The sequence below is a fragment of the Caulobacter vibrioides genome, assembly GCF_002310375.3.
Classification (GTDB): Bacteria; Pseudomonadota; Alphaproteobacteria; order Caulobacterales; family Caulobacteraceae; genus Caulobacter; species Caulobacter vibrioides_D.
In genome coordinates this window covers 1,265,214-1,291,381 of the sequence record NZ_CP023315.3, presented here as the reverse complement: position 1 = coordinate 1,291,381, position 26,168 = coordinate 1,265,214, and the positions used below count along the sequence as shown (strand labels likewise).

The 26,168-nt window shown below is 65.7% G+C and carries 25 protein-coding genes and 1 pseudogene; 12 read left to right on the top strand and 14 right to left on the bottom strand.

Going from position 1 to position 26,168, the window contains the following annotated elements; translation table 11 throughout:
* The first annotated feature begins 21 nt into the window (after positions 1-21).
* Positions 22-2,046 carry a S8 family serine peptidase gene (locus CA606_RS06040; RefSeq protein ID WP_181242806.1) on the top strand — a complete coding sequence of 675 codons (2,025 nt, stop codon included), beginning with the start codon at positions 22-24 and terminating at the stop codon, positions 2,044-2,046.
* Between the two features lie 105 nt (positions 2,047-2,151).
* The gene (locus CA606_RS06035; RefSeq protein WP_181242805.1) at positions 2,152-3,873 is read left to right on the top strand and encodes a hypothetical protein; all 1,722 of its coding nucleotides are present in this window, start codon (positions 2,152-2,154) and stop codon (positions 3,871-3,873) included.
* A 42-nt stretch (positions 3,874-3,915) separates the two neighbouring features.
* On the opposite strand, the gene CA606_RS06030 is transcribed toward CA606_RS06035, so the two are convergent.
* Together CA606_RS06030 and CA606_RS06025 are read right to left on the bottom strand one after the other, a co-directional pair.
* A complete protein-coding gene (locus CA606_RS06030) occupies positions 3,916-4,248 on the bottom strand; it encodes a DUF3768 domain-containing protein (protein WP_096051951.1) in 333 nt (110 codons plus the stop codon).
* 688 nt (positions 4,249-4,936) lie between these two features.
* A pseudogene (locus tag CA606_RS06025) lies at positions 4,937-5,149 on the bottom strand (plasmid partitioning protein RepB C-terminal domain-containing protein); the annotation flags it as partial.
* Positions 5,150-5,178: 29 nt separating this feature from the next.
* On the opposite strand from CA606_RS06025, the gene CA606_RS06020 reads away from it, so the two are divergent.
* The 4 genes from CA606_RS06020 (at position 5,179) to CA606_RS06005 (ending at position 8,596) form a co-directional block, all read left to right on the top strand.
* On the top strand, positions 5,179-6,126 hold the full coding sequence (locus CA606_RS06020) for a toll/interleukin-1 receptor domain-containing protein (RefSeq protein WP_096051952.1): 948 nt from the start codon (positions 5,179-5,181) through the stop codon (positions 6,124-6,126).
* An 829-nt stretch (positions 6,127-6,955) separates the two neighbouring features.
* Positions 6,956-7,735: an SDR family oxidoreductase gene (locus tag CA606_RS06015; protein WP_096051954.1), complete on the top strand. Its 780-nt coding sequence runs from the start codon at positions 6,956-6,958 to the stop codon at positions 7,733-7,735.
* 9 nt (positions 7,736-7,744) lie between these two features.
* The gene (locus CA606_RS06010; RefSeq protein ID WP_096051955.1) at positions 7,745-8,131 is read left to right on the top strand and encodes a nuclear transport factor 2 family protein; all 387 of its coding nucleotides are present in this window, start codon (positions 7,745-7,747) and stop codon (positions 8,129-8,131) included.
* 27 nt (positions 8,132-8,158) lie between these two features.
* Positions 8,159-8,596 (top strand): nuclear transport factor 2 family protein, encoded by a 438-nt coding sequence (locus CA606_RS06005; RefSeq protein ID WP_096051956.1) that lies wholly within the window; start codon positions 8,159-8,161, stop codon positions 8,594-8,596.
* A 78-nt stretch (positions 8,597-8,674) separates the two neighbouring features.
* Here CA606_RS06005 and CA606_RS06000 read toward each other — a convergent pair whose 3' ends face one another.
* The 7 genes from CA606_RS06000 to CA606_RS05970 form a co-directional block, all read right to left on the bottom strand.
* The gene (locus CA606_RS06000) at positions 8,675-9,331 is read right to left on the bottom strand and encodes a glutathione S-transferase family protein (protein WP_096051957.1); all 657 of its coding nucleotides are present in this window, start codon (positions 9,329-9,331) and stop codon (positions 8,675-8,677) included.
* Positions 9,332-9,474: 143 nt separating this feature from the next.
* Positions 9,475-9,804: a hypothetical protein gene (locus CA606_RS05995; protein WP_096051958.1), complete on the bottom strand. Its 330-nt coding sequence runs from the start codon at positions 9,802-9,804 to the stop codon at positions 9,475-9,477.
* 111 nt (positions 9,805-9,915) lie between these two features.
* Positions 9,916-10,671, bottom strand: a complete 756-nt coding sequence (locus CA606_RS05990; protein WP_096051959.1) for a FadR/GntR family transcriptional regulator — start codon at positions 10,669-10,671, stop codon at positions 9,916-9,918.
* A 31-nt stretch (positions 10,672-10,702) separates the two neighbouring features.
* The gene (locus CA606_RS05985; RefSeq protein WP_096051960.1) at positions 10,703-11,890 is read right to left on the bottom strand and encodes a glycoside hydrolase family 88/105 protein; all 1,188 of its coding nucleotides are present in this window, start codon (positions 11,888-11,890) and stop codon (positions 10,703-10,705) included.
* Positions 11,891-11,902: 12 nt separating this feature from the next.
* Positions 11,903-12,751 carry a 5-dehydro-4-deoxy-D-glucuronate isomerase gene (kduI, locus tag CA606_RS05980; RefSeq protein ID WP_233282184.1) on the bottom strand — a complete coding sequence of 283 codons (849 nt, stop codon included), beginning with the start codon at positions 12,749-12,751 and terminating at the stop codon, positions 11,903-11,905.
* Between the two features lie 260 nt (positions 12,752-13,011).
* The gene (locus CA606_RS05975; protein WP_181242804.1) at positions 13,012-13,794 is read right to left on the bottom strand and encodes a FadR/GntR family transcriptional regulator; all 783 of its coding nucleotides are present in this window, start codon (positions 13,792-13,794) and stop codon (positions 13,012-13,014) included.
* A 345-nt stretch (positions 13,795-14,139) separates the two neighbouring features.
* Positions 14,140-14,868, bottom strand: coding sequence for a glutathione S-transferase family protein (locus tag CA606_RS05970; protein ID WP_096051961.1), 729 nt, complete (start codon positions 14,866-14,868; stop codon positions 14,140-14,142).
* A gap of 93 nt (positions 14,869-14,961) precedes the next feature.
* Here CA606_RS05970 and CA606_RS05965 point away from each other — a divergent pair, with 93 nt between their 5' ends.
* On the top strand, positions 14,962-15,681 hold the full coding sequence (locus tag CA606_RS05965) for a helix-turn-helix transcriptional regulator (protein WP_096051962.1): 720 nt from the start codon (positions 14,962-14,964) through the stop codon (positions 15,679-15,681).
* A 3-nt stretch (positions 15,682-15,684) separates the two neighbouring features.
* Here the strand turns inward: CA606_RS05965 and CA606_RS05960 are convergent, their stop codons facing one another.
* The 3 genes from CA606_RS05960 to CA606_RS05950 form a co-directional block, all read right to left on the bottom strand.
* Positions 15,685-16,671, bottom strand: a complete 987-nt coding sequence (locus CA606_RS05960; protein WP_096051963.1) for an alpha/beta hydrolase — start codon at positions 16,669-16,671, stop codon at positions 15,685-15,687.
* Between the two features lie 70 nt (positions 16,672-16,741).
* Positions 16,742-17,548, bottom strand: coding sequence for a TrmH family RNA methyltransferase (locus CA606_RS05955; protein WP_096051964.1), 807 nt, complete (start codon positions 17,546-17,548; stop codon positions 16,742-16,744).
* Between the two features lie 27 nt (positions 17,549-17,575).
* Entirely contained in the window at positions 17,576-18,832 is a 1,257-nt protein-coding gene (locus tag CA606_RS05950) for an MFS transporter (protein WP_096051965.1), read from the bottom strand.
* A 166-nt stretch (positions 18,833-18,998) separates the two neighbouring features.
* Between CA606_RS05950 and CA606_RS05945 the strand changes: the two genes are divergently transcribed.
* Complete coding sequence (locus CA606_RS05945) at positions 18,999-20,051, top strand: LacI family DNA-binding transcriptional regulator (protein WP_096051966.1); 1,053 nt, start codon at positions 18,999-19,001, stop codon at positions 20,049-20,051.
* A 33-nt stretch (positions 20,052-20,084) separates the two neighbouring features.
* Here CA606_RS05945 and CA606_RS05940 read toward each other — a convergent pair whose 3' ends face one another.
* The gene (locus CA606_RS05940; protein WP_096051967.1) at positions 20,085-21,629 is read right to left on the bottom strand and encodes a methyl-accepting chemotaxis protein; all 1,545 of its coding nucleotides are present in this window, start codon (positions 21,627-21,629) and stop codon (positions 20,085-20,087) included.
* 213 nt (positions 21,630-21,842) lie between these two features.
* Between CA606_RS05940 and CA606_RS05935 the strand changes: the two genes are divergently transcribed.
* From CA606_RS05935 to CA606_RS05920, 4 genes are read left to right on the top strand one after another with little or no spacing between them, the layout of a single operon-like run.
* Positions 21,843-22,958 (top strand): ABC transporter permease, encoded by a 1,116-nt coding sequence (locus tag CA606_RS05935; RefSeq protein WP_181242802.1) that lies wholly within the window; start codon positions 21,843-21,845, stop codon positions 22,956-22,958.
* The gene (locus CA606_RS05930) at positions 22,955-23,791 is read left to right on the top strand and encodes an ABC transporter ATP-binding protein (RefSeq protein WP_096051968.1); all 837 of its coding nucleotides are present in this window, start codon (positions 22,955-22,957) and stop codon (positions 23,789-23,791) included. The genes CA606_RS05935 and CA606_RS05930 overlap by 4 nt, the downstream gene beginning before the upstream one ends.
* Positions 23,791-24,729 carry an MlaD family protein gene (locus CA606_RS05925; RefSeq protein WP_096051969.1) on the top strand — a complete coding sequence of 313 codons (939 nt, stop codon included), beginning with the start codon at positions 23,791-23,793 and terminating at the stop codon, positions 24,727-24,729. The genes CA606_RS05930 and CA606_RS05925 overlap by 1 nt, the downstream gene beginning before the upstream one ends.
* Positions 24,726-25,376, top strand: coding sequence for an ABC-type transport auxiliary lipoprotein family protein (locus tag CA606_RS05920; RefSeq protein ID WP_096051970.1), 651 nt, complete (start codon positions 24,726-24,728; stop codon positions 25,374-25,376). The genes CA606_RS05925 and CA606_RS05920 overlap by 4 nt, the downstream gene beginning before the upstream one ends.
* Here CA606_RS05920 and CA606_RS05915 read toward each other — a convergent pair.
* Complete coding sequence (locus CA606_RS05915) at positions 25,373-26,137, bottom strand: NUDIX hydrolase (RefSeq protein WP_096051971.1); 765 nt, start codon at positions 26,135-26,137, stop codon at positions 25,373-25,375. The genes CA606_RS05920 and CA606_RS05915 overlap by 4 nt on opposite strands.
* Between the last annotated feature and the right edge of the window lie 31 nt (positions 26,138-26,168).

The window sequence follows — 26,168 nt, the reverse complement described above, 5'->3', positions numbered from 1 at the left end:
CTCGATGTTGACGGGCCCGCCGTGCGGGTGCGGATCGTCCGCGACGATCCCCACGAGAAGCTCGTCCGCTGGCTAGCGCTCAACGCCATGCCGACGAAACTGAAAGAGGAGGCCTATCCGGGGCTGAAGGAACAGCGGGCCGAAGTCGTCGCCAAGACACTCTGCGGCAACTGGCTGCCACCGTCCTACTGGACTGCCTTTAGCGACCTCAATGGTCGCAGCCCCAGTCCAAAAGATAAGCTAGGCGAGGCCGCCTATGGCTATGATTGGCCGGCCTGCTTCTGGATTGAGCACGGCGACTTCGAGACGAAAGTCACCCCAGAAAACCTAGCTTCCAATATCTATCTGAATGAGACCGGCAGTCCTGGTCAAAGGAAAACCTGGGCGAACTTCTTCGCAAGATCAGGCGTCGCCGACGTCAGCAATGTCCCTGTGGGGACAGTCTTGAAGTATCACTTTCGCACGCGTCCAGTCTTGGTTGTGCCAAGGAGCGGAACAAAGGCCGAGTTTCGCAAGGCGCTTGAACGCAAGGCCCTCCAGGTCGTCGCGCAGGCAGAAGACGCTGTGCGCGCTCGCGACGAAGACCCCATCGTCAGAGACGGCGAAATCGTCACGGCTAAGCAAGACGCCACTCAACCTGGAAAGACACCGCCCGGCTGCAAGGACAAGCTCGGCCAGCCCTTCGATCTTGATAGGGTCGCCTACGCCTTTAACTACAAGGCCAGCGTCGTTCGCGACGACATTCGGGTCATGGTCGCTGACAACGGCTTCTTCGGAGCCTTCCGAAGTAACGGAAAGGTCTACGGCACCAGCCAGTTCGACAGAGGCTTTTTCGCGATCAATGTAGACACGCCGTCTGGCAAGGAGACGATCGGCCCTGTCCTTGCGCTAACAGCGTCGTCGTCCGTTAGCCCCTTCAATCGCGAAACCTTTGCTGACGACGCCGTCTTGGATGCGGATTCTGGCCACGGCACTCACGTAGCCGGTTCGGCGTCCGGCGCGGCCGCCCGCAAGGACAAGCGGTTCTTTTCCCAAGACGCCGGGCAGAACGCCTGGCTGCGCATGAACCATGTGGCCTTCTCACCGGGAAAGCGTGAGATCCCAGCTTTTCCGCTTTCTCAATTCAGCGAGATCCTACGGCGGGTCAATTACCAGTCTCCCGCTTTGGTCAATATGAGCCTCAAGTTCGGCCGCGCTGCGCGCGGGCCCATTGAGGCCATGCTGGGCTCAAATCCTGGCACGCTCTTTGTCGCCGCCTCTGGCAATGACACGCGCGACCTCGATAGCGAGTTGGCTGACGCCTTTCCTGCAGGACTGGGTGGCGCGGAAAATCTTCTCGTCGTCGCCGCTGAAGACGGCCAGGGCAACCTCACGGAGTTCTCAAACTACGGGGCTGAAACGGTCGATATCGCAGCGCCAGGATGCAACATCGCCTCGACCCTTGATGGCGAAACGGGCGGGGCCTTGCTTTCGGGAACCTCCCAGGCCGCGCCGACAGTCACATTCGCTGCGGCTTTGCTCGCACGGCGCCAGTTGAACCAGGATCGCATCAAGCCGCGGCTTATGATCAGCGGTGATCTGCTTGACGGGGTGATCCGCCAAGACCCCAACGGCGACTTGGTCGTCACACCTGTCTCGGCCCAGGCGCCCGCACCGATACGGTCGCAATCGAGGCTCAACATCGCCACAGCCCTCTACTTCAGTTTCGATTACCTGCGCTATCGAGACGAAGCGGGGACCTTGGTCGAGGTCCTAGGGACCCTGCATACCACGTCAGGCCCAGCCTGCGGCGGAGCATCTCGCAGCTTTAAAAAGGTCGTCGCCTTCAAACGCGCCAAGAGCGGCCAGGCCTGGTGCTTCTGGCGAGATGACCTCTCCGCCAAACCTGTAACCACCGCAGATGAGCAGACCCTTGAGTTTGAAGTCATCGCGACAATAAATGCCGACGGAAAACCTATCGATGAGGATCGCTGGATTGATCCCATACCTTTGACGCGCGTCGAACAATTTATCCGCTCAGAGGAACATATCGCACAAATCAAATAGGAGGGGCTGACAGTGAGGATACGACTTAGCTTACTTTTGCTCGGCGCATTGCTGCTGAGCGCATGCACGACAACCCTACAGTCTGGGCAAGTCGAAACGGCAAGCGTGACCACGTCTCAACCGCCCCCGCCAAAAGTGGTGGCCAGGGGATTTAAGTACCGCCTTCCGCGCGTTGCCTACGACCTGTCCGTCACCCGCGTTCTCAAGCGCTGTCCTGCTCACGCCGATGACACGATCGGCTTTGACGTCACGGCCAGTGGCGCGCCGCGCCAAGTGGCCGGTGAAGAGGTGATGATCGACTACACCAATCTCACCAACGGCGCGAAGACCACCTCATTCGAAGCCCACACCTATCCCAACGGCACCTTGAAGAGCGTCAACGCCACCATCAACGATCACACCAAGGACATTGTCAGCGAAGCGGTAAAGGCGGCGGTCAGCATCGGTAAGATCGCCATCGGACTGCCGGGCGGCGGCGCCACCGGCGCCGGGGACCTGCCCTACGACAAGCAGATCAAGAAGTATCTGCGCTGCACGGAGGGCGCACGCGAAACGCTCGCGAGCCTGCCCGACCTGAAGAAGGGCGTGAAGACGGCTGAGGCTGCATCCAAGGCAGCGGCCAAAGCCTATGCCGACCTGCAGGAAGCCTCCAAGGCGGGCAAACCCGCCCCAGCCAAGGACCTAGAAGCGCTCAAGGCCAAGGCCGATAAGGCCGCAGGTGAGGTGGACGACGCCAAGAAGGCTCTCGCCGAAGCCAACGAGAGTCTGACCTTGGCTCAAAGGATCAATCTCGATGTTCCCGACCAAGGCGTTTCGGCTGTCTATGTGCTGGCCGGCGCGACCGACGCCAAGCCGCAACCGTCCAAGATGTTCGAAATCTTCGAGCCGACTGACAAGGGCCGTTTCCTGCTCATTCCCCTTTCGGGCGACCTTAAGCCCGATGTCGATCAAGCCTCCGCCCATGGATACGGCGCGGCCAAGCCAGACACTGACGAACTCGCCGCGGCGCTAGCCCGGGCTCGCGCCTCCGCTGCTGCCGACCCTCAAGATTCCCCTTATACTCCGTTGCTCGCCATGCTGAGGAAGGCCGACGTGGCGGTCAGCATTGCGCCTTCGGCGCCGTCCGCCCTTCCGAAGGGAACGCTGGCCAAGGCCACCACCTGCGCGGCGGAGGAAGCTGGCTGCGGCGTGGTTTACCGCAATCCGTTGCCAGGCAGAGCGCGGATCTGTGGCGGCGATAGCTATCAAGCCCAAGATCCCGAGGTTTGCCGCCGGCGACTAGGATCCGAAACCGCTGTCCTCTTCCAAGAGGAGCGTGGCTTTTCCCAATTCGGCGAGCTGGCCGCTCTGCCGCTGAAGAACAAGGCCTTTGGCGACAACACCTTGGCCATGGAGCAATCCGAGGAGGGCCAGGTCTTCCATGTGACCTACACCAAGCCGACGGCTGAGACGAAAGCCTTGCTCGCCAGCGTCAATGAGGGCCTGGGCGGGGTGAGCAGCCTCATCACCTATCGCAATGGCAAGCAGCTACGCGACCTTCAAGAACAGAAGCTCCTATACGATGCGCAACTCGCCTCGGATGAAGCCCGCGCCAAACTGACGCCGACCGAGCTGTCCCAACTGCAAGACAAGAAGGCGATTGTCGACGCTCAGATCGCGCTGGCGACAGCCGAGAGCCGTCAGCAGCCATCGCAACTGACAGCCGTGCAGAATGAGACACTTCTGCTTCAAGCCCAACAAACCAATGTTCAGGCGCAGATCGATCTAGCGAAAAAGAAGAAGGAGCTTGAGGCGCTGCTGGCGCCCACGACGGAAGAAGAACTCTGACTTGAAGCGGCGCGCGCTAAAGCGCGCGCCGCCCATAGAGCCTCAATATTCCTCAGCGAGCATGACCGTCAGGATCCGGCGCGTTTGTCCCGGGTTAGTCGGATCGCGCGCTGCGTCGGTCAGATCGAGATTGTAGTAGTCGATCTTCCAGAAGAGCCGTTTGCCGGCGAGCTCGAACGCTCCAAAGTCATGCTCCCCGTAAGGGTCATCGCCCGGCTCAAAGCGAGCGAACGCGCCTACGGCCGCCACCACCTTGGCGATGAAGTCAGGACCAAGCGCATAGACGCCGCGCGTCACGGTCCACCCCGGGCCAGGCGTGGCGCGGAGCTTGTCATTAAGGGCCGCGATTGCGGCCGAACGGCTGTTCTCGGGCATTACAGGTTTTCTCCTCTTGGGCCCTCGGGGTTGAGGCGCGCCTCAACCCCGGCGCCCGTCGGCGAGACCGGGGGGTGCAAGCGGAGCATCGCTTCGCGGGGAACCGGCTGCAGGGCGTGCAGAACATCGGGCGGCTTGAAGCCTCTGCCCGCCCGAAGCTGGGCGGAAGCGATGCGAAGTGCGCTAGGGGGCAGCGCCCCCAAGCCCGACCGCGCCGCAGGGCGCGGTCGTCTGCATCTCGAACCGAAGTCTCTTTGCTTCCGCGCGATGGCCACTCGCACCCACCGGCTTGTCCCGCTGCCGCCCACGCCGATAGTCGAGCCGCGCCGCGATTTTTGAATGTCGCGACCGTCCTTCTTGTCGGTTGGGATCGTCTCAGAGCGTGGTGATCGATCGGCGCCGGAGCACGTCCATGCCCTCGTACGACCGCACCGCCCTTCGCCCGCGCCCCGAAGACTAGGAGGAGGACGAGCCCATGCGGCTGCATGAAGCCGTGGCTGTGTTCGCCGGCAAGCTGCCCATCACCCTGCAGTTGCTGCGCACCGAGATCGCCAAGGGCCGGCTCGTTCCTGCTCGCGTCGCTGGGAAGCTCTTCGTCACGCCGCTTCAGCTCCGCGAGCTCTTTCGCCCATGCCCCGCTACGCCAAAGGCCCACGCCTCTACCTTCGTTCCGGCAAGCGCGACCGCGTCACCGGTAACGCTCGATCTCCTCGTTGCCCACGAGGCGCGTGAGATAGCCTGACGCGATGACGAGATGCAGCACGTCATCGCCATAGGACGCCTCCAGGGCTTTGAAGTCCTGGGTGAGCGACTCCATTTCTCGCTCCATGCGGGCCATCTGCTCGCTGGTCATGCCGCCCACCTTCTTGGGCTTATTGGCTTGGGCAAGATCTGTCTGGCGGGTAGCCTGGACGGCAAAGGAATGAGTTCGTGGCGCGCAAGCTCTTCATCTCGTACAGCCATCATGACGCTGATCTTCTCGGGGAACTCCGCGTGCACCTTCGCCCCTATGAGCGGAGCGGCGTTGTTAAACCGTGGTTTGACGGCTTCCTTATCCCGGGTGACGACTTCGACCGCGAGGTGCGCAGCGCCTTGGCGGCATCCGACTTCATCGGCTTGCTCGTCACCCCGAGATTCCTAGCTTCCGACTACTGCGTCGACGTCGAGATGGAGGACGCCATTCGCCGGCACCAAGCCGGCGTGGCGCGGGTCGTGCCGATCATCGCCAAACCCTGTGCATGGCAAACCACGTCGCTCAGCAAGCTTCTGGCGACGCCCACCGACGGCAAGCCGATCACCAAATGGTCAGACGCTGACGAGGCATGGCACATCGTCGGGCGCGATCTCGCAAACGCTGCGGGAGCCGATGCACCTCAGAAAGCGTCAGTCGAGCCTCCTGTCGCGATGCCTCGTGTCTCGCCAGAGCCGGCGCGCCCGGTTCCTGCGCTTTCGTTTAGGATCCCCAGCGGCCGCAAACCGACCGATCAGGACATCGACGACTTCAGGCACGCCGCCTTCGAGCGCATCGCTCAAATCTTTGACCTAAGCTTGACGAAATTTGGCGATGGGATGAGCGGGCGCTTTCGCCGTCTCGACGCCAATCGCTTCACCGTCAGCCTGTATCTGAATGGCTCCAAGGCCGCCGGGTGTACGATATTCACGGGGGGCGATTTCTTCGGCGCCCGGGGCATCGCCTACAACGGATCTGACGACGGCCGAACAAGCTCGATGAACGAGGAGCTCAGCATCGAGGTTGGACCGCAGGGTCTCGGTCTCGTCCCTCACCTCGCGAAGGCCTTCGGCCGCGCTGACTCAACTCCAATGTCAGCAGAGGATGCCGCCGCATATTTCTGGAAGCAGCTGACGCAGCATCTCTAAGACGCGGGCAGCAATTTGCCGCCGTCACCGCCCGACGCAAACAGGTGGATCGTCTCTGATCGATGCCCCCGCCTGAGTCGGAGAGACGAGATGCCTTGGAAAAATCGAATTTCCCGACGTCCGTCGCCGACGGATTGGCGCGACGATGACCCTATGACGCTCGCTGAGGCGGTAGCGGTTTTCGGCGAAGCCCTACCAATCACAGAAAAGCTTCTGCGCACCGAGATCGCCAACGGACGCCTGGCGGCCGCGCTCGTGGCGCGGAAGTTCTTCGTCACCCCCCGACATCTACGGGCGATGTTCGCTGTGAGCTCGATACCCAAGCCAAAGGCCGTCTTGGGCAAGGCAAACGAGGGGGTCCCAGACAGGCCGCCAGTGGACCCAGCGGTGGCTTATAGAGTCGCCCGAGCACGCGTTGCGGCGCTTTGCCCGGACCGCCGGCGAGGCATCGACCCGAGGGGGAAGCTTCACTAGTCGTCAATGAAATTGGACAGGATCATCGTCCCCAGTTATTCCCCAGAAACGACCCGATAAGACCGCAAATCGTTTCTGGGGATTGCCAAAAACAGCAATAAAAACAATTAGAAAGTCGCCGTTCACACCGAGGGGGTCACAGGTTCAATCCCTGTCGCATCCACCATTCTTCTCTTCTTTGTGCAAACCTTAGGCCCTGGCGAACCGCGCCTTTGGCGGTTGCGCTTCAGTCGTCGCGCGGCCTTGCGCGCCGCATACGACGGCCCAGGTTGCTTGCATAACAAGACCGTGGTGCTAGGCTTCCGCTAGACCGCCAGCGGACCGGGACGAAGAGCCCGGTCGCTCGTCGGGCTTTATGAGGGAGGAGACAGCGCCCATGGACATCAAGGACAGCATCGTCCTGGTCACCGGCGGCAACCGCGGAATTGGCCAGGCCTTTGTGCGCGCCTTCCTCGCGGCCGGCGCGACGAAGGTCTATGTCGGCGCCCGTGATCCGGCCAGCGCCGCGCACCTCGTCGCCGAGGCCCCGGACCGGGTGACGGCCCTGCGGCTTGACGTCAGCGACCCGGAGACAATTTCAGCGGCGGCCGCGCAGTGCCCGGACGTGACGATCCTCGTCAATAACGCGGGCGCTTTCACCATGCAGACCCTGATGGGCGCACCGGACATGAGCGCCGCCCGCCAGGAGATGGAGGTCAACTATTTTGGCCCGCTGGCGATGAGCCGAGCCTTCGCGCCTATCCTGGCCAGGGCGCCGAAGAGCGCGATCGTCAACGTGTTGTCGGCCGGCGGCCTTGTCGCCGTGCCCAGCATGGGCGGCTACAGCCCTTCGAAATTCGCCGCGCGCGCCATGACCACCTGCCTGCGCGCCGAACTGGCGCCCCAGAACACCCACGTGCTGGCGCTGAATGTCGGCTCGGTCGACACCCGCATGGCCAGCCATGTCGAGGGCTTCAAGGAGGCGCCGGCCACCATCGCCCAGGCCGGCCTGAAGGCGCTGAAGCGCGAGGCGGATGAGGTCGACACAGACTTCATGGCCATCGATGTGCGCGCCCATCTGGCCCGCGACCCCAAGGGCCTGGAACTGGCCATGCGACGCGCGCTGACCAGCGACCGCGTCAGCACCGGACGTTAGGAGACGCCCTTGTCTGAGATCGACTACGTCGCCTTCGCCCAGCGCTTTGTCGCCGCCATCCAGGCCGGCGACGCCGAGGCCGTTCGGGCCTTCTACGCCCCCGAAGCCAAGATCTGGCACAACATCGATCACATCGAACAGACCGTCGACCAGAACCTGAAGTCGCTGGCCTGGTTCGTCAGGACCCTGCCCGATCGGACCTATCGGGTGCAGCGCATCGCGCCCCTGCCTGACGGCTTCCTTCAGCAGCATGTCCTGGAGGCCACGCTGCCGAACGGGGAGCGATGGGCTATGGACGCCTGTGTCGTCGTCCGCGTCGAGGACGGCAAGATAACGCGCCTCGACGAGTACCTCGACTCCGCCAAGACCGCTCAGCTGGTCGCGGCGACCCGCTAGTTCATCTCTCGTAACACCAAGGCGCTCATGTCCCGACTTTTTCCCATTCTCTCGCGGGTGATCGCCGCGTGGCAGGTCCACGATATCGAGACGGTGCTTTCGTACATGACCGACGACATCGTCTGGCACTACGCCGCGCCGAGCCTGCCGCCGGTGCGCGGCAAGGCGGCGGCTGAAAAGCTGCTGCGGAAACTGCAAGCCGACATGCACGACATCCAGTGGCGGATCTTCGCCCACGCCGAAACGGGCGACCGACTGTTCCTGGAAGGCGTCGACGAGTATCGCACCGCTGACGGCACGCGCATGGCCCTGCCCTATGCGGGTGTTTTGGAGTTCCGGGGCGACCAGATCGCCGCGTGGCGGGACTATGTCGACCTGGGCGTGCTCGCCGACCAGAAGGCCGGCAAGCCGTTCACGCCGCAGGTCGAAGCCTTGCTTGATCGCGTCGCGGCGACATCGGCCTAGCCGGGTGGAACGGCTATGGGCCTCTGACCAACCCGGAGCCAATGGCGTTCGCTATCTGAAGCTGCCCATCGACGCGGTCTAGGAAACAGCCCGCTCCGAGGCTTCAAAAACCGAACGTTGCGCGGCGAACGCCCGCTGGAAGGCCGGCCGAGCCTCGGCGCGCGCGACATAGGCCTCGACCGCCGGGTGAGCCTCCAGAACGCCCGAGCCGTTCAGCCTGCGCAGCACCGCGACCATCATAAGGTCGCCGACGCTGAAGGCGCCGTCGAGCCATAGGCCGTCCGCCAAACGCGCCGACAGGTCGGCGAGCCGCACTTGAACCCGCTGGTCGAGAAGCGCTTGGCGCGCGGCGAACCATGGCTGATCGCGCTCAAGCAAGCTGGCCATCGACCGTTCGATGATCGGCGGCTCGACCGTGCTCACGGCTGCGAACATCCAGGCGATCGCGCGCGCCCGCGCCGCCGCGTCAGCCGGCAGCAGACCCGGGCGCTGGTCGGCGACATGCAGGACAATCGCGCCGGACTCGAAGATCGCGACGTCGTCGGCCTCGAAGGTCGGGATCTGACCGAACGGTTGCAGCGCCCGGTGTTCAGGCGACTTCAACGCGTCGAACGTCATGAGGCGGACGTCATAGGCCAGCCCGACCTCCTCCAGCGCCCAACGCACCGCCATATCGCGCGCGAGGCCGCGGCCGCGATCTGGAGAGGCTTTGAAGGCGGTGATGATCGGGCGCATGTCGACACTCCTGGCCGCTGACGTCCTAGGACGCCCGGGCCAGCCGAATTCCGACACAAGCTCTGCGGCCTGCCAATCTGGTTTAGGCTGTTGCGCCTGAACCAGACCGGCCATCAACCGGACCGGACAGAAGCGGTCGAGCGCTAAACGCCGCCGACGATGGCTTCGCGCAGGCGCGCCGCCACATCGCCCAGCGTGATCGCGTTCAGGGAGTCGTTCACTTCCAGAACGCCCTGCCCGTGCTGCTGAGACAGGTTCCCCGTGAAATCGGTCAGCGCAGTGATGTGCTGCGCCAGCAAATCCACCGTGTGCAGTTCCTGCATGACCGAAAGACGATGCTCGTCCGGCACGACCTCGAGGATCTTGCCCAACGCCACATCCAGGTGCCCGCAGGCGACAGCGGCGAGCGACATCTCCGCGGAGATCGCCTTCAACACCATCTCAACGCTCGCCGGCGCCAACGTATCCGACATCTCAACCCCCTGATTCCTTGCGCCGAAGTCAGCATGCGCAGGGCTTCGACCGCAAGGCCTTGATTTGTGCGGCGAATTAACGCGTGCCGCTACGGAAGCCAAAATTCAACGCTAGATGGCAGTCCGGCGCAGGAGTTCGTCGCGCCGATCGGCCATCTCGCGCCGCGTGCGCTCCAGCGCGTCCCGCTCGGCCATGGACAACAGAACCTCCACCGTGCGGTTCAGGTGGTCGTGGATCGCGCGTCGTGCGTCCTTGGGGTCGCGCGCGCGCAGCGCGTCGACGATTCGACGGTGGTCGTCTGCGAAAGCGTCGGGCGCGGCGAACCGAACCCGCCTCAGCGCCTTGGCGCAATCGGCGAACTGCCGGCGCAGGATCCAGATCTCCTCAACCGCCGCCACGATCGCCGCGTTGCGGGTGGCATGGGCGACGGCGAGGTGAAAATCATGCTCCACCCGTTCGCCTTCCTCGCCGCCGGCATGGCGCGTCAGGTCGCGGACCATGCGCTCCAAAGCGGCGATCTGCTCATCCTCGATGGCCGCCGCCGCCAGGGCGCAGGCCTCGCCCTCGAAGAGCCGCCGCGCTTCGGTCAGCTCCAGCGCGGAAACCTCGGCTTCCGACGGATCCTTTTCGACCGCGCCGGGGGCGGTGACATAGACGCCCGAGCCTTGGCGCGCCTCCACAAGACCCTGGAACTCCAGGGCGATCATGGCGTCCCGGATGGTGGGCCGGCTGACCCCGAACGAGTCGGCGAGGCCTCGCTCCGAGGGCAGCCGATCGCCCGGCGCGTACCGCCCCTCGGCGATCGACGCGGCGATGGACCGGGCCACCTGCTGGTACAGCTTCTGGGGGTCGGGCGCGCCGCGCATCCAGCCTCGCTTCGGATTCTACGATCCCATCTTAGCGATTGGCCTGACCTTTGGAAGCTGGCCCAAGGCGACGCACCTCGCTGGCCGCCAGCAGGAAGGCGCCGACGCCATAGAGCTGGGTGTCGTCGCGTCCCACCTGGTCGGGCGCCACACCCACCCGCTGCACCCAGCCCAGACGCCCGTCCGGCTCCACCGCCGCCTCAAGCGCCTTCCAGCCCTTGTCGATGACGGGCGCATACTTGGCGCGGGGCAGAACGCCATGGTTCACGCCCCAGGCCAGGCCATAGACGAAGAACCCCGTGCCACTGGTCTCGGGCGTCATTTGAGGCTCGAGCAACGACACCGGCCAGTAGCCTTCGGCGCCCTGCAGCGACGCGATCTTCGCCGCCATCTGACGGAAGACCGCCTCATAGCGCGGGCGGCTCGGATGGTTGGCGGGCAGATCCTGCAGAATCCGGGCGATCCCCGCGAACGCCCAGCCATTGCCGCGCCCCCAGAAGATCTTGCGGCCGCTAGGATCGCGACGGGTGATGAACCGGCTGTCGCGGAAATAGAGATGGTCGGTCTGGTCGAACAGGTAGTCGTGCGTCGCCCAGAACTCCCGGTCGGCATGCGCCAGATATCGCTTGTCGCCCGTCGCCTTCGACAGCGCCGTCCAGGCTGGCGGAGCCATGAAGATCGCGTCGCTCCAGCACCAGCGCGCTTGGCAGAAGGGGTCCCCCTTGGCCGGCTTGGGTTCGAAGTCCAGCGACACCGTCGAGGGGTTAGCCAGCACCGCCTCGAAGCGGCTCTTGATGGGGCCGAGCTTGGACGGGTCTTTCGTGCGGTTCGCCGCCCAGATCCACACTGCGCCCGTCGCGTCGGCGTCGGCGTGACGGGGACGATGGTCGAATCCCCACTGCTGGGCTTCGCCATGCGTGAGCACGGCGCGCGTCAGATACGGGTCTTGGCTCACGTCGGCGAAGGTGTAGAGGCCGATATAGAACGCCGCCTGCACCCAGTCGCGGGGCGCTTCGGTGTCCTTGCGAAACGACGTGACCGGCACGTAGTCGAAGTTGTCCATGTGGGCCAGTTGCCAACCGGCCACCTTGCGCGCGGCGGCGTCCACCGAGGCGGCGGAGACACGCGCCGGCGCCTCTTTCGGCGCGGCGGAGGCCTGCGCCCCGGCGCCGGCGACCAGAGCGGCGACAAGCGCTGCGGTCAGAATCTTGAAGGTCATCTTGGGCCTCCCCTACGCGCGCGCGCCCAGATCGGACACGGCCAGAACGTCCATGTCGTCGAACTCAAGGTTCTCGCCGCCCATGGACCAGACAAAACTGTAATTCGCGGTGCCGACGCCGCTGTGGATCGACCAGCTGGGCGAAAACACCGCCTCGCCATCGTCCATGAACACCGCGCGCGGCTCCGACGGCTCTCCCATCAGATGCATCACGCGCCCGGGGGCGGCGTCGAAGTACATGTAGATCTCGCTGCGCCGCCGATGCGTATGCGGCGGCATGGTGTTCCACACGCTGCCGGCCTCCAGCTCGGTGAAGCCCATCACCAGCTGGCAGCTCTCGACCAGGCCGGGCCGGATCACCTGGCGGATCACCCGCCGGTTGGCGTTGCGGGCCTCGCCGGCGACGATCGTTCGGGCCTCCTCGCGGCGGATACGCCGACTGGGGTGGCTGGCGTGGGCGGGATAGCTGACGAAGTAGAAGCGCGCCGGACGCGCTGCGTCTTCGCTGTCGAAGCTGACCGTTTCCACGCCGCGACCGATGTAGAGGCCGTCGTGCCGGGAAAGCTCGAAGCGATCGCCGTCCAAGGTCACCACGCCGGCCTCGCCGATGTTGATCACGCCCACTTCGCGGCGCTCGCAGAAGAAGCGCGAAGCCAGCTCAGGATGCGTGGGAAGCGCCAGCGCCGTTGTCGTCGGAACAGCCGAGCCGATCACCGCACGTTCGACCTCAAGGTAGTTGAGCCGCAGTGCGCCGGCCTGGAACAGGTTTGCGATGACGAAGGTGTCGCGAAGCTCCCCGGCCGTCATGCGCCCCATGCCCGCCCGGTCCGTGCTCTCGCGATAATCCATGTCGACGCCCATCGACCTCCCCGCCACGCGTCCGCCTGAATTCGGCGACTTCTAAATTGACATTACCAATTTAGGCGACCGGCCGTAAAGCGGTATATCAACTTGGCCCTAATCCGCGCGCCCAACACCGCGCGAGGACCGCGGAAAGAGCGAAGAATCCTCCAGCGATTTCAGTACCCTATCGGCGATCGATAACTGATCCGACCAATCGGATTTTGGCCAGGCCAAACCACGCAGCTTCGGGTTTGCCCGAGTGTTGGGGCGGATCGCCGCTACTTCGCGGCGCTCGCGGCGCGGAGCGCGATTTCCTCACGCTTGGCGGCCAGGCTTTCCCGCGTGCGTTCGATCGCCTCAAGTTCGGCGGTCAGCAGCAGGTTCTCGATCAGTCCGCCCAGGTGCGCCTGCATGGCCGCGCGCGCCGCCTTGGGATCGCGGGTGCGCAGGGCCTCGATGATCTCTTGGTGCTCGTCGCGCAGCGGGCGCTTGCGGACCAGGCGCGCCTTTTCCAGCATCTGCATGCAGAGCCGCGAGCGATAGCGAAGATCCCAGGTGCTCTCGACGACCCGCACCACGGCCGTGTTTCGCGTGGCCTGGGCGATGGTGATGTGAAACTGGCGATCGGCCAGTTCGCTCTGCTCTTTGGTCGAGGCTTCACTATTCATCTCGGTGACCAGCGTCTCAAGATAGGCCAGCTCGTCATCGGTGATCAGCGTCGCGGCCAGGGCGGCGGCCTCGCCCTCAAACAGGCGACGCGCTTCAGCCTGCTCGAAGGCGCCGATATCCAGGTCTTTCACGGGCGGCGGCGGCTGGTCCAGACGCACATAGACGCCCGATCCCTGGCGCGCCTCCAGGAGGCCCCGCATCTCCAGAGCGATGATCGCGCGCCGGACGGTGGGGCGACTCACCCCGAACTCATCGGCCAGATCGCGCTCGGACGGCAGGCGGTGACCGGGCTGGTAGACGCCTTCGGCGATCGCGGCGCTGATCGACGCGGCCACCTGCTGATAAAGGCGGGTGGCGTCAGGCGATGAGGTGTCCAGCGAGAGGGTCGACATCGGAGCGGCCGCAAACAGACGCCCGGAGACGGCGCAGCCCAACGACTAGCGCGCGTACGCCCCCGTCACAAGGCGTCGCGATAAAAGTGGCCTTACCAAGATGTCGGGGCGACCGGAGGGTAAGGACTCCGGCCGCCATCATCGCCCGCCCCGGGAGGAGGTTGGCGCAAGATACGCAGCGCCTTGGTCGACGAACGCTCGACCGGCCGACGATCTGGGTCAGCCGTCCGAGCCCACGCACCTTAGCTAAATTGGCTAGGCACGCAATCTAAAATGGCCTGACCAATAAGCTGAATTGAGCAGAAAGTTGTACAACCAATTTGGTAGCGCTCTCACCCGGGCGGTCTAGGCGGCCTGCCGCAGCCCCCACGGATAGGCCGGATAGAACCGGGCCATCATGCGCCCCACATACGCGACCAGCCTCGGATAGCTCTCGGCTTCGCGGCGCAGGGGCGAGTCGAAGAACGGGGTCATGATGGCGGCCAGCATGGCGAACGCGGTCGCGTCCACGCCCACCGGATGGGTGTCACGCATCAGATAGGCCTTGTCTTCCAGGAGTTCGTCCAGCGCCCGCAGCGACAACCCGCCCAGCCAGGCCACCTCTTCGCGCAAGTGACGGCCAACGCCGACGGAGCGGATGTTGGCTGCGACCGCGTCCTTCAGTTCCCGCCGAAGCTCATCGCGCAGGTGCGCCGGCGCCTGATCGAACCAGCGCGCCGGTCCCTTCTCAAAGTTGGCGGGCTCTAGAAATCGGAAGTAGGCCGACACCCATCCCAACTGGTTTTCGATCATGCGCTCGATGGCCCAGGCCTGCGCCCGCTCCTTGCCGCTCAAGCCGATGTCGAGGTCGACGTCATACTTCCGCTCGATGTGCACGCGGATGAAGGTGGAGTCGCCGATCGCCTGGGCGGCGTCCTCGATCCAGGGCAACTGGCCCTTCGGCGCCGTCTCGCGGCTGCCCACCGTCTTGCGATAGTCCAGCCCCGCCATCATCAACTGGACCTCGGTCTTGGTCACATAGGGGCTGATCTCGGGCAGTCCAAACCCGGCTCCCGTGGCGAATAGCGTGATCATCGTCCCTCTCCATCCCGAATGTCGCGATGACGACTTGCTACCGCCAGCCTCCTGCCAGCATGCTGTCAGCAACGATCCTGGATAGTGAAGCTCATGAGACGCGCCGAACGCCTTTTCCAGATCATCCAGATCCTGCGCCGCAGCCGCGCGCCGGTCACCGCCGACGCCATCGCCGCCGAGTTGGAGACGTCCAAGCGGAGCGTCTATCGCGACATCGCCGCTCTGGTGGGCCAGCGCGCGCCCATTCGGGGCGAAGCCGGCGTCGGCTATGTCCTGGAGGCGGGGTTCGATATGCCGCCGCTGATGCTCACCCCCGACGAGATCGAGGCGGCTGTGCTCGGCGCCCAGTGGGTGGCGGGCCGCGGCGATCCGGTCCTGGCCAAGGCCGCGCGGGACCTGACCAGCAAGATCGCCGCCGCGGTGCCCGATCGCCTGCGCCCCTATGTGCTGGAGCCTGCGGCCGCCGCCCCGCCGGCCTGGAAGCCTGAGACCGACCGGATCGACGTCGCCCAGGTTCGCGCCTGGATCCACGCCGGCCGCAAGATCCGCCTGAACTACAGCGACGAGACGGGCGCGATCAGTGAGCGCGTGATCTGGCCCGTCACGGTCGGCTATCGCGAGACCATCCGGATGATCATCGCCTGGTGCGAACTTCGCGCCGCGTTCAGAACCTTCCGGACCGATCGTGTCGTCGGCGCTGAGTTCATGGACGAACGCCACGGCAAGCGCCCTGCGGTCCTCCGCGCCGATTGGCTGCGCTTCCGCGAGGCGGAAGTCGCCGCCTGGGACCAGCGAACGAAAGCCGGCTGCTGACCGCTAGAGGCCGTGCCGCTTGGCGAAGGCCTCGAACAGCCCTGGCCAGGCCGCCACCGGCTTGCCCGCGACGAAACGCAGTCCAAAGCCGTGCCCGCCCTCCTCGAAGATGTGCATCTCGGTGGGCACGCCCTTGGCCTTGAGCGCCGAGAACATTCGCAATGAGTTCTCAACCGGAACCGACTTGTCGTCGGCCGCGTGCAGCTGGAACACGGGCGAAAGCCCCTCACGCACCTGCTTCTCCGGGGAGAGTTCATTCACCCGCTCGGGCGTGTCCCGCTGGGAAAGAAGCTGCTTTCGAGAGCCTGCGTGCGCGGCGGCCGGGTCCAGCGTGATCACCGGATAGATCAGCGCCGAGAGACTGGGCTTGGTCGGCAGGCCATCCACCGCGTCGATCGCCGGATAGGTCTCGACGTCGAACCGGGTCGTCAGGTTCGCGGCCAAATGACCGCCGGCCGAGAAGCCCATGATGGCGACCCGGTCCGCCGAGACCTTCATCCCCTCGGCGCGGGCCCGGATCAGGCGGATGGCGCGTTGGGCGTCCTGCAGCGGCGCATCGCCCCCGGCGGCCCAGCCATCGCCCGGCATGCGGTAGAACAGGACAAAACAGGTATAGCCGCGCGCGGCGAGCCACCGCGCCGTCTCGTAGCCTTCCTTGTCCAGCACGACGCGCTCATAGCCGCCGCCCGGGATCAGCATCACGGCCGCGCCATTCGGCGTCTTGGGCCGGAAGACGACCAACTTGGGGGCCCGCGTGTGAACCTGGGCCCGATCCTTCAAACCCTTTGGATCGCCGCGCTCGACGATGTTTTCCTCGACCTTGACGCCCTCGCCGCCCGGCGCGCCGTTCGGCCACAGCAGGATGGTCTCGGTGGGATCCGGCGGTGTGATCGCTGGATTGTCCATCTTCGCCGCCCTCGCCTCGTCCGCCGCCAAGGATCCGAGCACGCCCGAAACAAAAGCGCCCAAGGCGCCGCGCCGGTTCATCATGGGACCCAAGCCTATCCGTTGTCGTTGGCGCGACCCTAAAGCCGGCGCCCCGCCTTGGGAAACCGGTTTCCTAGCTTTGGGCGAAGCGCAGGTGATGCAGGACGATACCGCTGGTCGTGGCGACGTTTAGCGAGTCGAAGCCGTTGGCCATCGGAATGCCGATCCGACGCGCACACGCCATCACCTCCGGTGTCAGGCCAGGTCCCTCCGCCCCAAGCAAGACAGCGGTCCGAGGGGCGGGCTTTAGCGCCGCGAGCACTTCGTCGGCCGCGGGGCTCAAGGCCAGCCCTTCGAAACCCGTGGCCTCAAGGAGCTTTGCGATCGAGTCGTCCCGGGTCAGCCGCGCCGTCGGCACCGACAGCACGGCGCCGACCGACACGCGGATCGCCTTGCGGTACAGCGGATCGCAGCAATCGGCGTCAAGGATGATCGCGTCCGCGCCAAAGGCCGCCGCGTTGCGATAGATGCCGCCGATGTTGTCGTGATTGGCGATGCCGCAGAGGACCAGCACCACCGCTTGCGCCGGCAGGCTGGACAGCAGGTCGCCCGCGCCGATCGCCGGCGGTTTACGGCCAAGCGCCAGTATCCCGCGATGCAGATGGAAGCCGGCGATCGCGTCCAGCACCTCCTGATCGGCCAGATGCACGGGGGTGTCGTCCGGCAGGCCGGCCAGGACGTCCTCCAGCTTGTCCCGTCTCTTGGGATCGATGAGTAGTGAGACCACGCGCTGGGGCGCATCGCGCACGAAGGCGCGCAGCACGGTTTCGCCCTCGGCGATGAACAGGCCTTCGCGGCCGACGAGATCACGCTCCTTGATCGCCCGGAACGGCGCGGCGGCGGGATCGTCGGGGTGCGAGACGCGATGGAACTGGGGCAAGGGCGGGCTCTGGAGATGTCGCTGCGATCAGCGAACACCTCGTATCGGCAGGATCGCAAGACCGCCAGCCAGCGCCAGGGCGCTGGCCACCAGGAAGAACATCCGGAAGTCGCCGTGCGTGGGGCCAAGGCTCCAGACCGCCAGGGCCGGCGCCAGCGCCTGGGGCAGCGTGTTGGCCAGGTTGATCACCCCAAGGTCCTTGCCCGCATCCCGCTGGGACGGCAGCACCTGGGTCACCAGCGCGATGTCGACCGCAGAAAAGCAGCCAACCCCGCATCCATAGACGACGAAGGCGGCCACCAGCACCGGCCAATCCGGGGACATCGAGAAGACGATCAGCGACAGCGCGACCGTCAGGGCCGCCCCAAAGGCGAAGAGCTTGCGGCGGCGGAGACGGTCAGACAGCACGCCGCCCAGCATGGCGCAGGCCACGTTGAAGACGGTCGAGATCGTCGCCAGGATCGCCAGCCCCTCCTCGGCCCGGCGGCCGGGGAACAGATGCGGATAGTCGACCTCGTCCTTCAGGAAATAGAGCATGTAGCTCTGCACGAGGCTGAAGGCGACCAGCACCAGAAATCGCCCAAGCCAGGCGAAGGCGAAGTCCGGATGCTTGCGCGGACTGACCCACAGGCCCGACACGAACGCGCGAAGATTGAACGGCGGCACGGCGCTCTTGGGCAGCGGAGGGTCGCGCAGTCGGATCACGAACGGGGCCAGACCCAGCAGCAGCGCCGCCGAGATCGCCGCGTATCGGTAACTCTCGGTGACGAGCAGACCGCCCACCACCACGGCGCCCACGGCGGTGCCGATCGGATTTCCGAGGCTCAGAAACGCCGCGACCATGCCCTTCTGCGTGTCCGGCACGCGGTCGGGCATCACCGCCATCAGCGCCGAGAAGCAGAGATTGAAAGCCAGCTGGAACAGAATCACGCCGCCAATCAGGGCTGCGGGGGTCTTGGCGTGCATGATCGCCAGATAGGCCAGCGAAGCCCCCAAGGCGCCCACCACCATCCACGGGCGACGCCGACCAAAGCGCGAGGTCGTGCGATCGCTGATCGCCCCGGCCAGCAGGTTGGCGATGCTGGCGGCGATGGCGCCGTAGAACGCGACCTGAGCCAGAACGATCGCCTTGCCGCCGGGATCAAGGGTTTCGACCTTCAGAGGCAGAAGGACCTGCAGCAGCGGCTGGAACGACACAAAGGCCGCGATCTGCGCAAGGGTGTACGCGGCGATGAAATTCGCGCGCACCGGCTCCCTGGGCCGCGCCCCATCGTCAGGCCGCATCTCACCTCCCCGCGCGATCTGTCGCCGCGTCTGGACCCCACACTGGCCGCGCAATCGGCCCAATACAAGGCCTGGGAGCGCTTTCAATCGAGGCGTTTCCTTCCCTCGCCCAGACGCACTAGGGTAATGGGATGGGTGTGAGTCTGAAGGAAGTCGGGGCCAACGAATGGGTTCGGTGACGATCTACGACGTCGCCGCGAAGGCGGGGGTATCGATCAAGACCGTTTCGCGCGTGATGAACAACGAGCCGAACGTTCGGCCCGTGATGCGCGAACGTGTGCTCGCCGCCGCTGGCGAGCTCGGCTACAGCCCCAATCTTTCGGCGCGGAGCCTCGCGGGATCCCGCTCCTTCGTGATCGCCGTGTTTGTCGACGCGGCGCTCACCATCGACCACTGGCAAAGTGAGCGCGGCGCCGACTATCTGAGCCGCATCCAGCTGGGTGCGACGCTGGTCTGCCGCGACGCGGGCTATCACCTCTTGATCGAGTTGATCGACCATGAAGGCCCGCAGGTCCGGCAGGAGGTCGCCGCGCTGCTGGCGGCCCTGAAGCCCGACGGCGTGATCCTCACCCCGCCCTCCTCCGACAACGCGGTGGTGCTCGAACTGCTGAACAAGGCCCGCACGCCCTATGTCCGCGTCGGCCCCGAGCGCGCGGAGGGCCTGGGGCCTCGCGTGCACATGGACGACGTCGCCGCGGCGCGCGAGATGACCGATCACCTGATTGGCCTTGGCCACCAGCGCATCGGCTTCATCGTGGGCGAGCCGCGCTATGGTGCCAGCCAAGCCCGCCGCGACGGCTATCTGGAGGCTATGCGCGCCAAGGGCCTTTCCGTGCCCGACGCCTGGGTCCGCCAGGGTGACTTCACGTTCCAGTCGGGTCTTGAACAGGCCAAGGCTCTACTGGCCTTGCCCGAGCGCCCAACGGCCATCTTCGCCAGCAATGACGACATGGCGCTGGGCTGTATCGCCGCTATCGCCGAGGCGGGGTTGATGACACCGGGGGACGTGTCCGTCGCCGGCTTCGACGACAGCCCCAGCGCACGCTTCAGCCGGCCGCAACTCACGACGGTGCGCCAGCCGGTCGCCGAAATGTCCTCGGTCGCTGCGAAACTGCTGATCGAGCAGTCCCGAGGCGGAGCGCCTGCGGAGCGCCCGGTGGACGAACTGCTGCCCTTCAGCCTGATCCACCGCGCCTCGACCGCGCCGCCGCCCCGCTAAAAGCGGCCCGAACAGCTAGAAGGCTGCTGCCGATCAGCGCCCCGGTCGGGCGAAGGCGGCGACCCGCGCGCGCGCCGCGTGGACAGGGTTCTCGGCGGGCCGCTCCTGGGGAGCCGCCTGAGCGCGCGCCCCGAAACGGAAGGCCCCGACGCGGTTCGACAGGTCCGCCGCCTCGACGCGGAGCGCGTGGGTGGCGTCGGTCGATTGCGAGACCATAGCCGCGTTGCGCTGGGTCACCTGGTCCAACTGGTTCACGGCGGCGTTGACCTGGCCCAGAGCCGTGGCCTGTTCGCTGGCCGAGGCGGCGATGGCGTTCACCAGCTCATCGATGCCCCCGACCTTCTCGTGGATCCCGCGCAAAGCATCGCCCGTCTGGCCGACCAGATCCACGCCCTCGCTCACCTGACGGCTGCTTTGGGTGATCAGAGACTTGATGTCGCTGGCGGCCTGGGCAGAGCGCTGGGCCAGGGCCCGGACTTCCTGAGCGACCACCGCAAAGCCCTTGCCAGAGTCACCGGCGCGGGCCGCCTCGACGCCAGCATTGAGCGCCAGGAGGTTGGTCTGGAAGGCGATCTCGTCGATCATGCCCAGGATCTGGTTCACCTGCTGCGACTGGGCCTCGATCTTGGTCATGGCCTCGGCGGCGCGCGTGACGATGTCGCCGGACCGTTCGACCTCGGCGGAGGCCTCGCTGACGCGCGAAGAAACCTCGCGGGCCCCCTGGGCTGTCTTGCCCACCGCGCTGGTGAGCTGCTCCACCGCTGCGGCGGTCTCCTCCAGCGTGGCCGCCTGCTGCTCGGTGCGCTGGGAGAGATCCTCAGCGCTATGGGCGATGCCGTCGGCGCCCGCGCGGATGCCGCCCGCAGCGCGCTCGACGGCGCTCATCGCTTCGGTCAAAGCACTGGCGGCCTGTTCGAAATCAACCTTCAAGCTGTGGAATTCCGGCGCCAGGTCGCCCTCGACGCGGGCGGACAGGTCGCCTGCGGCCAGACGCGCGAGCGCCTCGCCCACCGCCTTGACCGCCGCCATCTGCCGATGTTCAGCCGCCTCGCGTTCACGCTCCAGCGCCTCGCGCTCTTCCAGCAGAGCATCGATATAGGTCGACACAGACAGGTCCATGTCGAGGAAGGCCGCCTTGATCAGGGCCGACAGCCCATCAGCCAGTTCGCCATCGGACTTGGTGCTGTTGAAAAGGCCCTTGGCGCGCTTGGCCACAAGCGTGCGCATCACCTCTTCAACCACCACCGCGTAGCCGCCGATGTACCACTGCGGCGCGATATCGGCGTCAGCGTGAGCCCGGCCAATGCGCTCGACGTCGCGGACATAGCTCTCGCCATAGTCGGCCTGGGCGATGCGACGCCAGTGGGCTGCCTGAGCACGCTCGGCGCTGGCCATATGGCCGTCGTCGCGGAACTTGACCCGCGTGTCCGGGAACAGCCGCACCTGGCTGTAGAACTTGCCCAGCGCTGCGCCGATCTCGGTGTCGATGACGGGCTTGATCGCTCGCAGGCTGGCGCGAGACCGCTCGTCGAAGCGCATGAAGGCCATACGCTGATCAAGCTTGGCGTTGGCGCTCATGCCTGTGGCTCCGACTCGCTGGTAAGACTTGGTTGACCATGTTGGTGAACGGAATCTGTTAACCAAGATTGAAGTTCGGCGCGATGCGCCCCGTGGCCGCAGCGCTTCCCAATCTTCGCCGTATTGAGAACCAAGCTGCGCCTTGGCGCGTTTTGGGCTTGTCAGGTCCGCGCAGGGGCCTGGATATAACCGGGACTAACCCCCAAGGACTTCATGGCGCTTCCGGCGGATTTCACCTTGACCGAAACGGACGGAGGCGCAGCCGCCGTCCTGACGGGAGACTGGACCGCGCGGGGTCTGTTCGATGCAGGGCCCCGCTTGGCGGAGGCGCTCGACGCCGCCGGCGACCTGCGGCTGGACCTGACCGGCGTCAACCGATGCGATACGGCCGGCGCTTACGCCATCCTGCGCGCTGCGGGAGAACGTCTCGACATCGAGAAGGTGGTCGCCCGCAAGCAGGTGTTGCGCCTGCTGGAACTGGTGCGCGCGGCGACTCAGGTCGAGCCGCAGCGGGAGGTTCGTCCCGTCGGCTTCTACGCCCTGCTGGAACGCATTGGCCGCGGGGTCTTCGGACTGTTCGCGGACGGCTATGGAACGCTGGTGTTCCTGGGTCACCTCCTGGTGGCCCTGGGCCGCAGCGTGATCTCTCCGCGTCGGATCCGATGGGCGCCGATCATAGCCCTGTGCGAGCGCGCCGGCCTCGACGCCATGCCGATCGTGGCCACCACAACCTTCTTCATCGGCGCGGTGGTGGCGTTGCTCGGCGCCAACATGCTCACAGACTTCGGCGCGCAGGTTTACGCGGTCGAGCTGATCGGCATCTCGGTGATGCGGGAGTTCAACATCCTGATCACCGCCATTCTGCTGGCGGGCCGTTCGGCCTCCAGCTTCGCGGCGGAAATCGGCTCGATGAAGATGAACCAGGAAATCGACGCCATGCAGGTCATGGGCGTCGATCCCTATGAAGCGCTGGTGCTGCCTCGGTTCGCTGCGCTGCTGCTGACCATTCCCCTGCTGACCTTCGTGGCGACCATCGCCGGCCTGGCGGGGGGGATCCTGGTCGTTTGGAGCGTGCTGGACCTGTCGCCCACCTTCTTCCTCCAGCGGATCGTCGACTATGTCGGCGCCACGCACTTCTGGATCGGCCTGTCCAAGGCGCCGGTGATGGCCATGGTGATCGCCGCGATCGGCTGCCGCCAGGGCATGGAGGTGGGCAACGACGTCGAGTCCCTGGGTCGTCGTGTCACCGCCTCGGTGGTCCACGCCATCTTCGCGATCATCCTGATCGATGCGGTCTTCGCCCTGATCTACATGGAGCTGGACATATGACCGGCTCTGCGCTTGCCGCGCCGGACGTCGAGGCGCCCGACGTCGATCGCTATCCGATCGAAGTCCGAGGCCTGGTCTCGCGCTTCGGCGAAACGGTCGTGCATGACGGTCTCGACCTGAAGGTCGAGCAGGGTGAAATCCTGGGCGTCGTGGGTGGCTCAGGCTCGGGCAAGTCGGTTTTGCTCAACAGCATCATCGGTTTGAAGACGCCGGATGACGGCCATGTCCGACTGTTCGGGAGCGACATGCGCACCGCTTCGCGCCGGCGCTGGTCGTCGGTCGAGCGCCGCTGGGGCGTGCTGTTCCAGCAGGGCGCGCTGTTTTCCAACCTGACAGTGCGCGAGAACGTCGCTGCGCCGCTGTACGAACATACCCGCCTGCCCCGTCGCGAGGTCGAGGCGATCGCGGACCTCAAGATCGCGATGGTGGGCCTCCCGGCGCGCGCCGCGACGCTGAAGCCCGCCGAGCTGTCCGGCGGCATGCGAAAGCGCGCAGGCCTGGCGCGGGCGCTGGCCATGGACCCGGAACTGCTGTTCCTGGACGAGCCCACCGCCGGCCTTGACCCCATCGGGGCCCAAGCCTTTGACGCCTTGATCAAGGATCTTTCCGACAGTCTTGAGCTGACCGTCTTCATGATCACCCACGACCTGGACAGCCTTTACACGATCACCGATCGCGTGGCGGTGCTGGCCGACAAGAAGGTGGTGACCGTGGCGCCGGTTAGCGAGCTCGAGCGTTCAGACCATCCCTGGATCAAACAATACTTCCTGGGCCCCCGAGGGCGCGCCGCCGCGGCCGCCAAGGACCACGCCAAGTCGAGGACCGACGACTGATGGAAAGAAACGCCAACTACGCCCTGGTCGGGGCCATTTCCCTGGCGCTCTTCATGGGCCTGGTGATCTTCGCGGTCTGGCTGGCCAAGCTGAGCTTCAACCGCGACTACGACCTGTACGACATCCTGTTCATCGGTCCGGTGCGCGGTCTGTCCCAGGGCGGCGAAGTGCACTTCAACGGGATCAAGGTCGGCGAGGTCACGCGGATCGAGCTCGACAAGACCGACCCGAACCGCGTGATCGCGCGGGTGCGGGTGACGTCAGACGTGCCGATCAAGGTCGACAGCTACGCCACGCTGGAGCCGCAGGGCATCACCGGCGTGAACTACGTGCAGATCACCGCCGGCTCGCCGAACCAGGACCTGCTGAAGGACACCGTCAAGAACGGCAAGGTGCCTGTGCTCCGAACCCAACGCAGCGCGCTCTCGGACCTGTTGGAAGGCGGCGGGACCGTGCTGACCCGGACGATCGAGGCGCTCGATCGCGTCAATCGCGTTCTATCGGACCGGAACATCAAGAGCTTCGGCGCGACGATGAACAACGTCCAGTCCGTCACCCAGGAATTGCGAGACCGCAAGGCCATGTTCGCTGACGCCCAAAAGGCGCTGCAGAGCATCGACCAGACGGCCCAATCGATCACTGAGCTCTCCAACAGCGCCAACGGCCTCGTCGAGGGGGACGCCAAGCGCACCCTGGCGGAGCTTGGCGAGGCGGCGGCCGAACTGAAAGCCACGGCGAAAGACGCGCGCGGCATGGTCTCCAAGCTGGAAGGCCCGACCAGCGACTTCGCGACCACCGGTCTGCCGCAGCTGTCTTCGGCCATCGTCACCTTGCAGTCGGCCGCCGAGTCCCTGGACCGCCTGGTCGGCGAAGTCGAACAAAACCCCCGCGGCGTTGTCGGCAAGGCGCCCGCCAAGGAAGTGGAGGTGAAGCCGTGAACCCGATGAACCGCAAGACGCCGCGCGCGGTCGCCAAGATCGTCACCGCCGCCGCCCTAGCCCTGAGCCTTTCGGCCTGCATCAGCGTCTTCCCGGAGGCCGAGCCGGCGACGCTCTATCGTTTCGGCGGGGCGGACGTCAGCGTCCCCAAGGGCCCGGGCGGCGCTGCTCTGGGCGTGCTGAAGGCGCCGACGGTCTTCACCCGCGCTTCGGCCGGCGATCGTCTGCTGACGAGCACCCAGGGCGAGGTCGCCTACATCGCCGGCGCCCGGTGGGTCTCGCCCGCGTCCGTCCTGTTCGAAGAGGCCGTCGCCAGCGCCTTCCAGGCCGACACCGGCCGGGCCAGGCTGATCGGACGCGGCGAGATCGCGAAGGCGGACCTTGTGTTGCGCCTGGAGGTCCGGACGTTCGAGGCCCAGTACGTCAACGGCCCCAAGGCCGCGCCAGAGGTGCTCGTGCGCGTCCGTGGCGTGCTCACCAAGAACCAGGACCGCTCGTTGGTCAGCGACCGGGTGTTCGAGGCCCGCGTCAAGGCCGCCGACAATCGCGTCTCGGCGATCGTTCCCGCCTATGATCAGGCGACCGCCAAGGTTCTGGGCGAGGTCGTGGCCTGGGTCAACGCCGGCGGGGCGGCGAGCCCGAACTAGAGGGCCTCGAGAGGCTCGGTCACGGCGCCATAGCCGGCGTCTTCGGGAATGCGCAGAACCGCGCCGTCGACCCAGGGCTCGACCGTCACCAGCGGGCGGCTCGTCGAGCGGGCAACCGCGTCCGACGGATCTTGGCTTTCGGCGAGCAGTTGCAGGTTCATGCGCGTGGGGAAGATCACCTTTCGCTCGCCCGAGGCCGCAAGCTCAAGCGCCCTGGTCGGCGCGATCCACTCGGCGTCCACCGCCTCGTGGCCATCACAGATCGCCTGCTGAGCCAGCGGCGCATGGGCGACATAGAACCAGGTGTCGAAACGCTTGGGCATAAGCTTGGGCGTGATCCAGCGCGCGAAGATCGTCAGCGCCGAAAGGTCGAGCTTGAGACCCAAGTCCTCGACCACGTCGATGAAGTTGACCTTGTCCTCGGCGACGGCGGCGCGAATGTCCTTGGCCGCCTCCCCCGCGTAGAACGCCCCGTCGCGATCCCTGGCCAGCAGGATCCCGGCCTCTTCATAAGCCTCGCGCAGCGCGGCGATGCGCAAGGCCGCGCCGTCCTGGTCGGCGACATCGAAGCCGATCGCCAGATCACGCCAGCGCGGATCGCTATCGCCTTGGTGGCTCTTGCCGCCCGGGAAAACCAACGCGCCCGCCGCGAAATCGATCTGGTGGTGCCGCTTGACCATCAAGACCTCGAACGTCGGCGCGTCTCGAAGCAGCAGTATGGTCGCGGCGGGTCGGATCGGGCTTAGGGATGACTCAGACATGCCAAGAAGTCTGGCGCCGGCGGCGACGCTT

Excerpts from the sequence above, each read along its gene's own strand:
- CA606_RS06030 (WP_096051951.1), bottom strand. The coding sequence starts at position 4,248 with ATGCCCGAGAACAGCCGTTCGGCCGCAATCGCGGCCCTTAATGACAAG.
- CA606_RS06015 (WP_096051954.1), top strand. The coding sequence starts at position 6,956 with ATGAGGGAGGAGACAGCGCCCATGGACATCAAGGACAGCATCGTCCTG.
- CA606_RS06005 (WP_096051956.1), top strand. The coding sequence starts at position 8,159 with ATGTCCCGACTTTTTCCCATTCTCTCGCGGGTGATCGCCGCGTGGCAG.
- CA606_RS06000 (WP_096051957.1), bottom strand. The coding sequence starts at position 9,331 with ATGCGCCCGATCATCACCGCCTTCAAAGCCTCTCCAGATCGCGGCCGC.
- CA606_RS05995 (WP_096051958.1), bottom strand. The coding sequence starts at position 9,804 with ATGTCGGATACGTTGGCGCCGGCGAGCGTTGAGATGGTGTTGAAGGCG.
- CA606_RS05990 (WP_096051959.1), bottom strand. The coding sequence starts at position 10,671 with ATGCGCGGCGCGCCCGACCCCCAGAAGCTGTACCAGCAGGTGGCCCGG.
- CA606_RS05985 (WP_096051960.1), bottom strand. The coding sequence starts at position 11,890 with ATGACCTTCAAGATTCTGACCGCAGCGCTTGTCGCCGCTCTGGTCGCC.
- kduI (WP_233282184.1), bottom strand. The coding sequence starts at position 12,751 with ATGGGCGTCGACATGGATTATCGCGAGAGCACGGACCGGGCGGGCATG.
- CA606_RS05975 (WP_181242804.1), bottom strand. The coding sequence starts at position 13,794 with ATGTCGACCCTCTCGCTGGACACCTCATCGCCTGACGCCACCCGCCTT.
- CA606_RS05970 (WP_096051961.1), bottom strand. The coding sequence starts at position 14,868 with ATGATCACGCTATTCGCCACGGGAGCCGGGTTTGGACTGCCCGAGATC.
- CA606_RS05965 (WP_096051962.1), top strand. The coding sequence starts at position 14,962 with ATGAGACGCGCCGAACGCCTTTTCCAGATCATCCAGATCCTGCGCCGC.
- CA606_RS05960 (WP_096051963.1), bottom strand. The coding sequence starts at position 16,671 with ATGATGAACCGGCGCGGCGCCTTGGGCGCTTTTGTTTCGGGCGTGCTC.
- CA606_RS05950 (WP_096051965.1), bottom strand. The coding sequence starts at position 18,832 with ATGCGGCCTGACGATGGGGCGCGGCCCAGGGAGCCGGTGCGCGCGAAT.
- CA606_RS05945 (WP_096051966.1), top strand. The coding sequence starts at position 18,999 with ATGGGTTCGGTGACGATCTACGACGTCGCCGCGAAGGCGGGGGTATCG.
- CA606_RS05940 (WP_096051967.1), bottom strand. The coding sequence starts at position 21,629 with ATGAGCGCCAACGCCAAGCTTGATCAGCGTATGGCCTTCATGCGCTTC.
- CA606_RS05935 (WP_181242802.1), top strand. The coding sequence starts at position 21,843 with ATGGCGCTTCCGGCGGATTTCACCTTGACCGAAACGGACGGAGGCGCA.
- CA606_RS05930 (WP_096051968.1), top strand. The coding sequence starts at position 22,955 with ATGACCGGCTCTGCGCTTGCCGCGCCGGACGTCGAGGCGCCCGACGTC.
- CA606_RS05925 (WP_096051969.1), top strand. The coding sequence starts at position 23,791 with ATGGAAAGAAACGCCAACTACGCCCTGGTCGGGGCCATTTCCCTGGCG.
- CA606_RS05915 (WP_096051971.1), bottom strand. The coding sequence starts at position 26,137 with ATGTCTGAGTCATCCCTAAGCCCGATCCGACCCGCCGCGACCATACTG.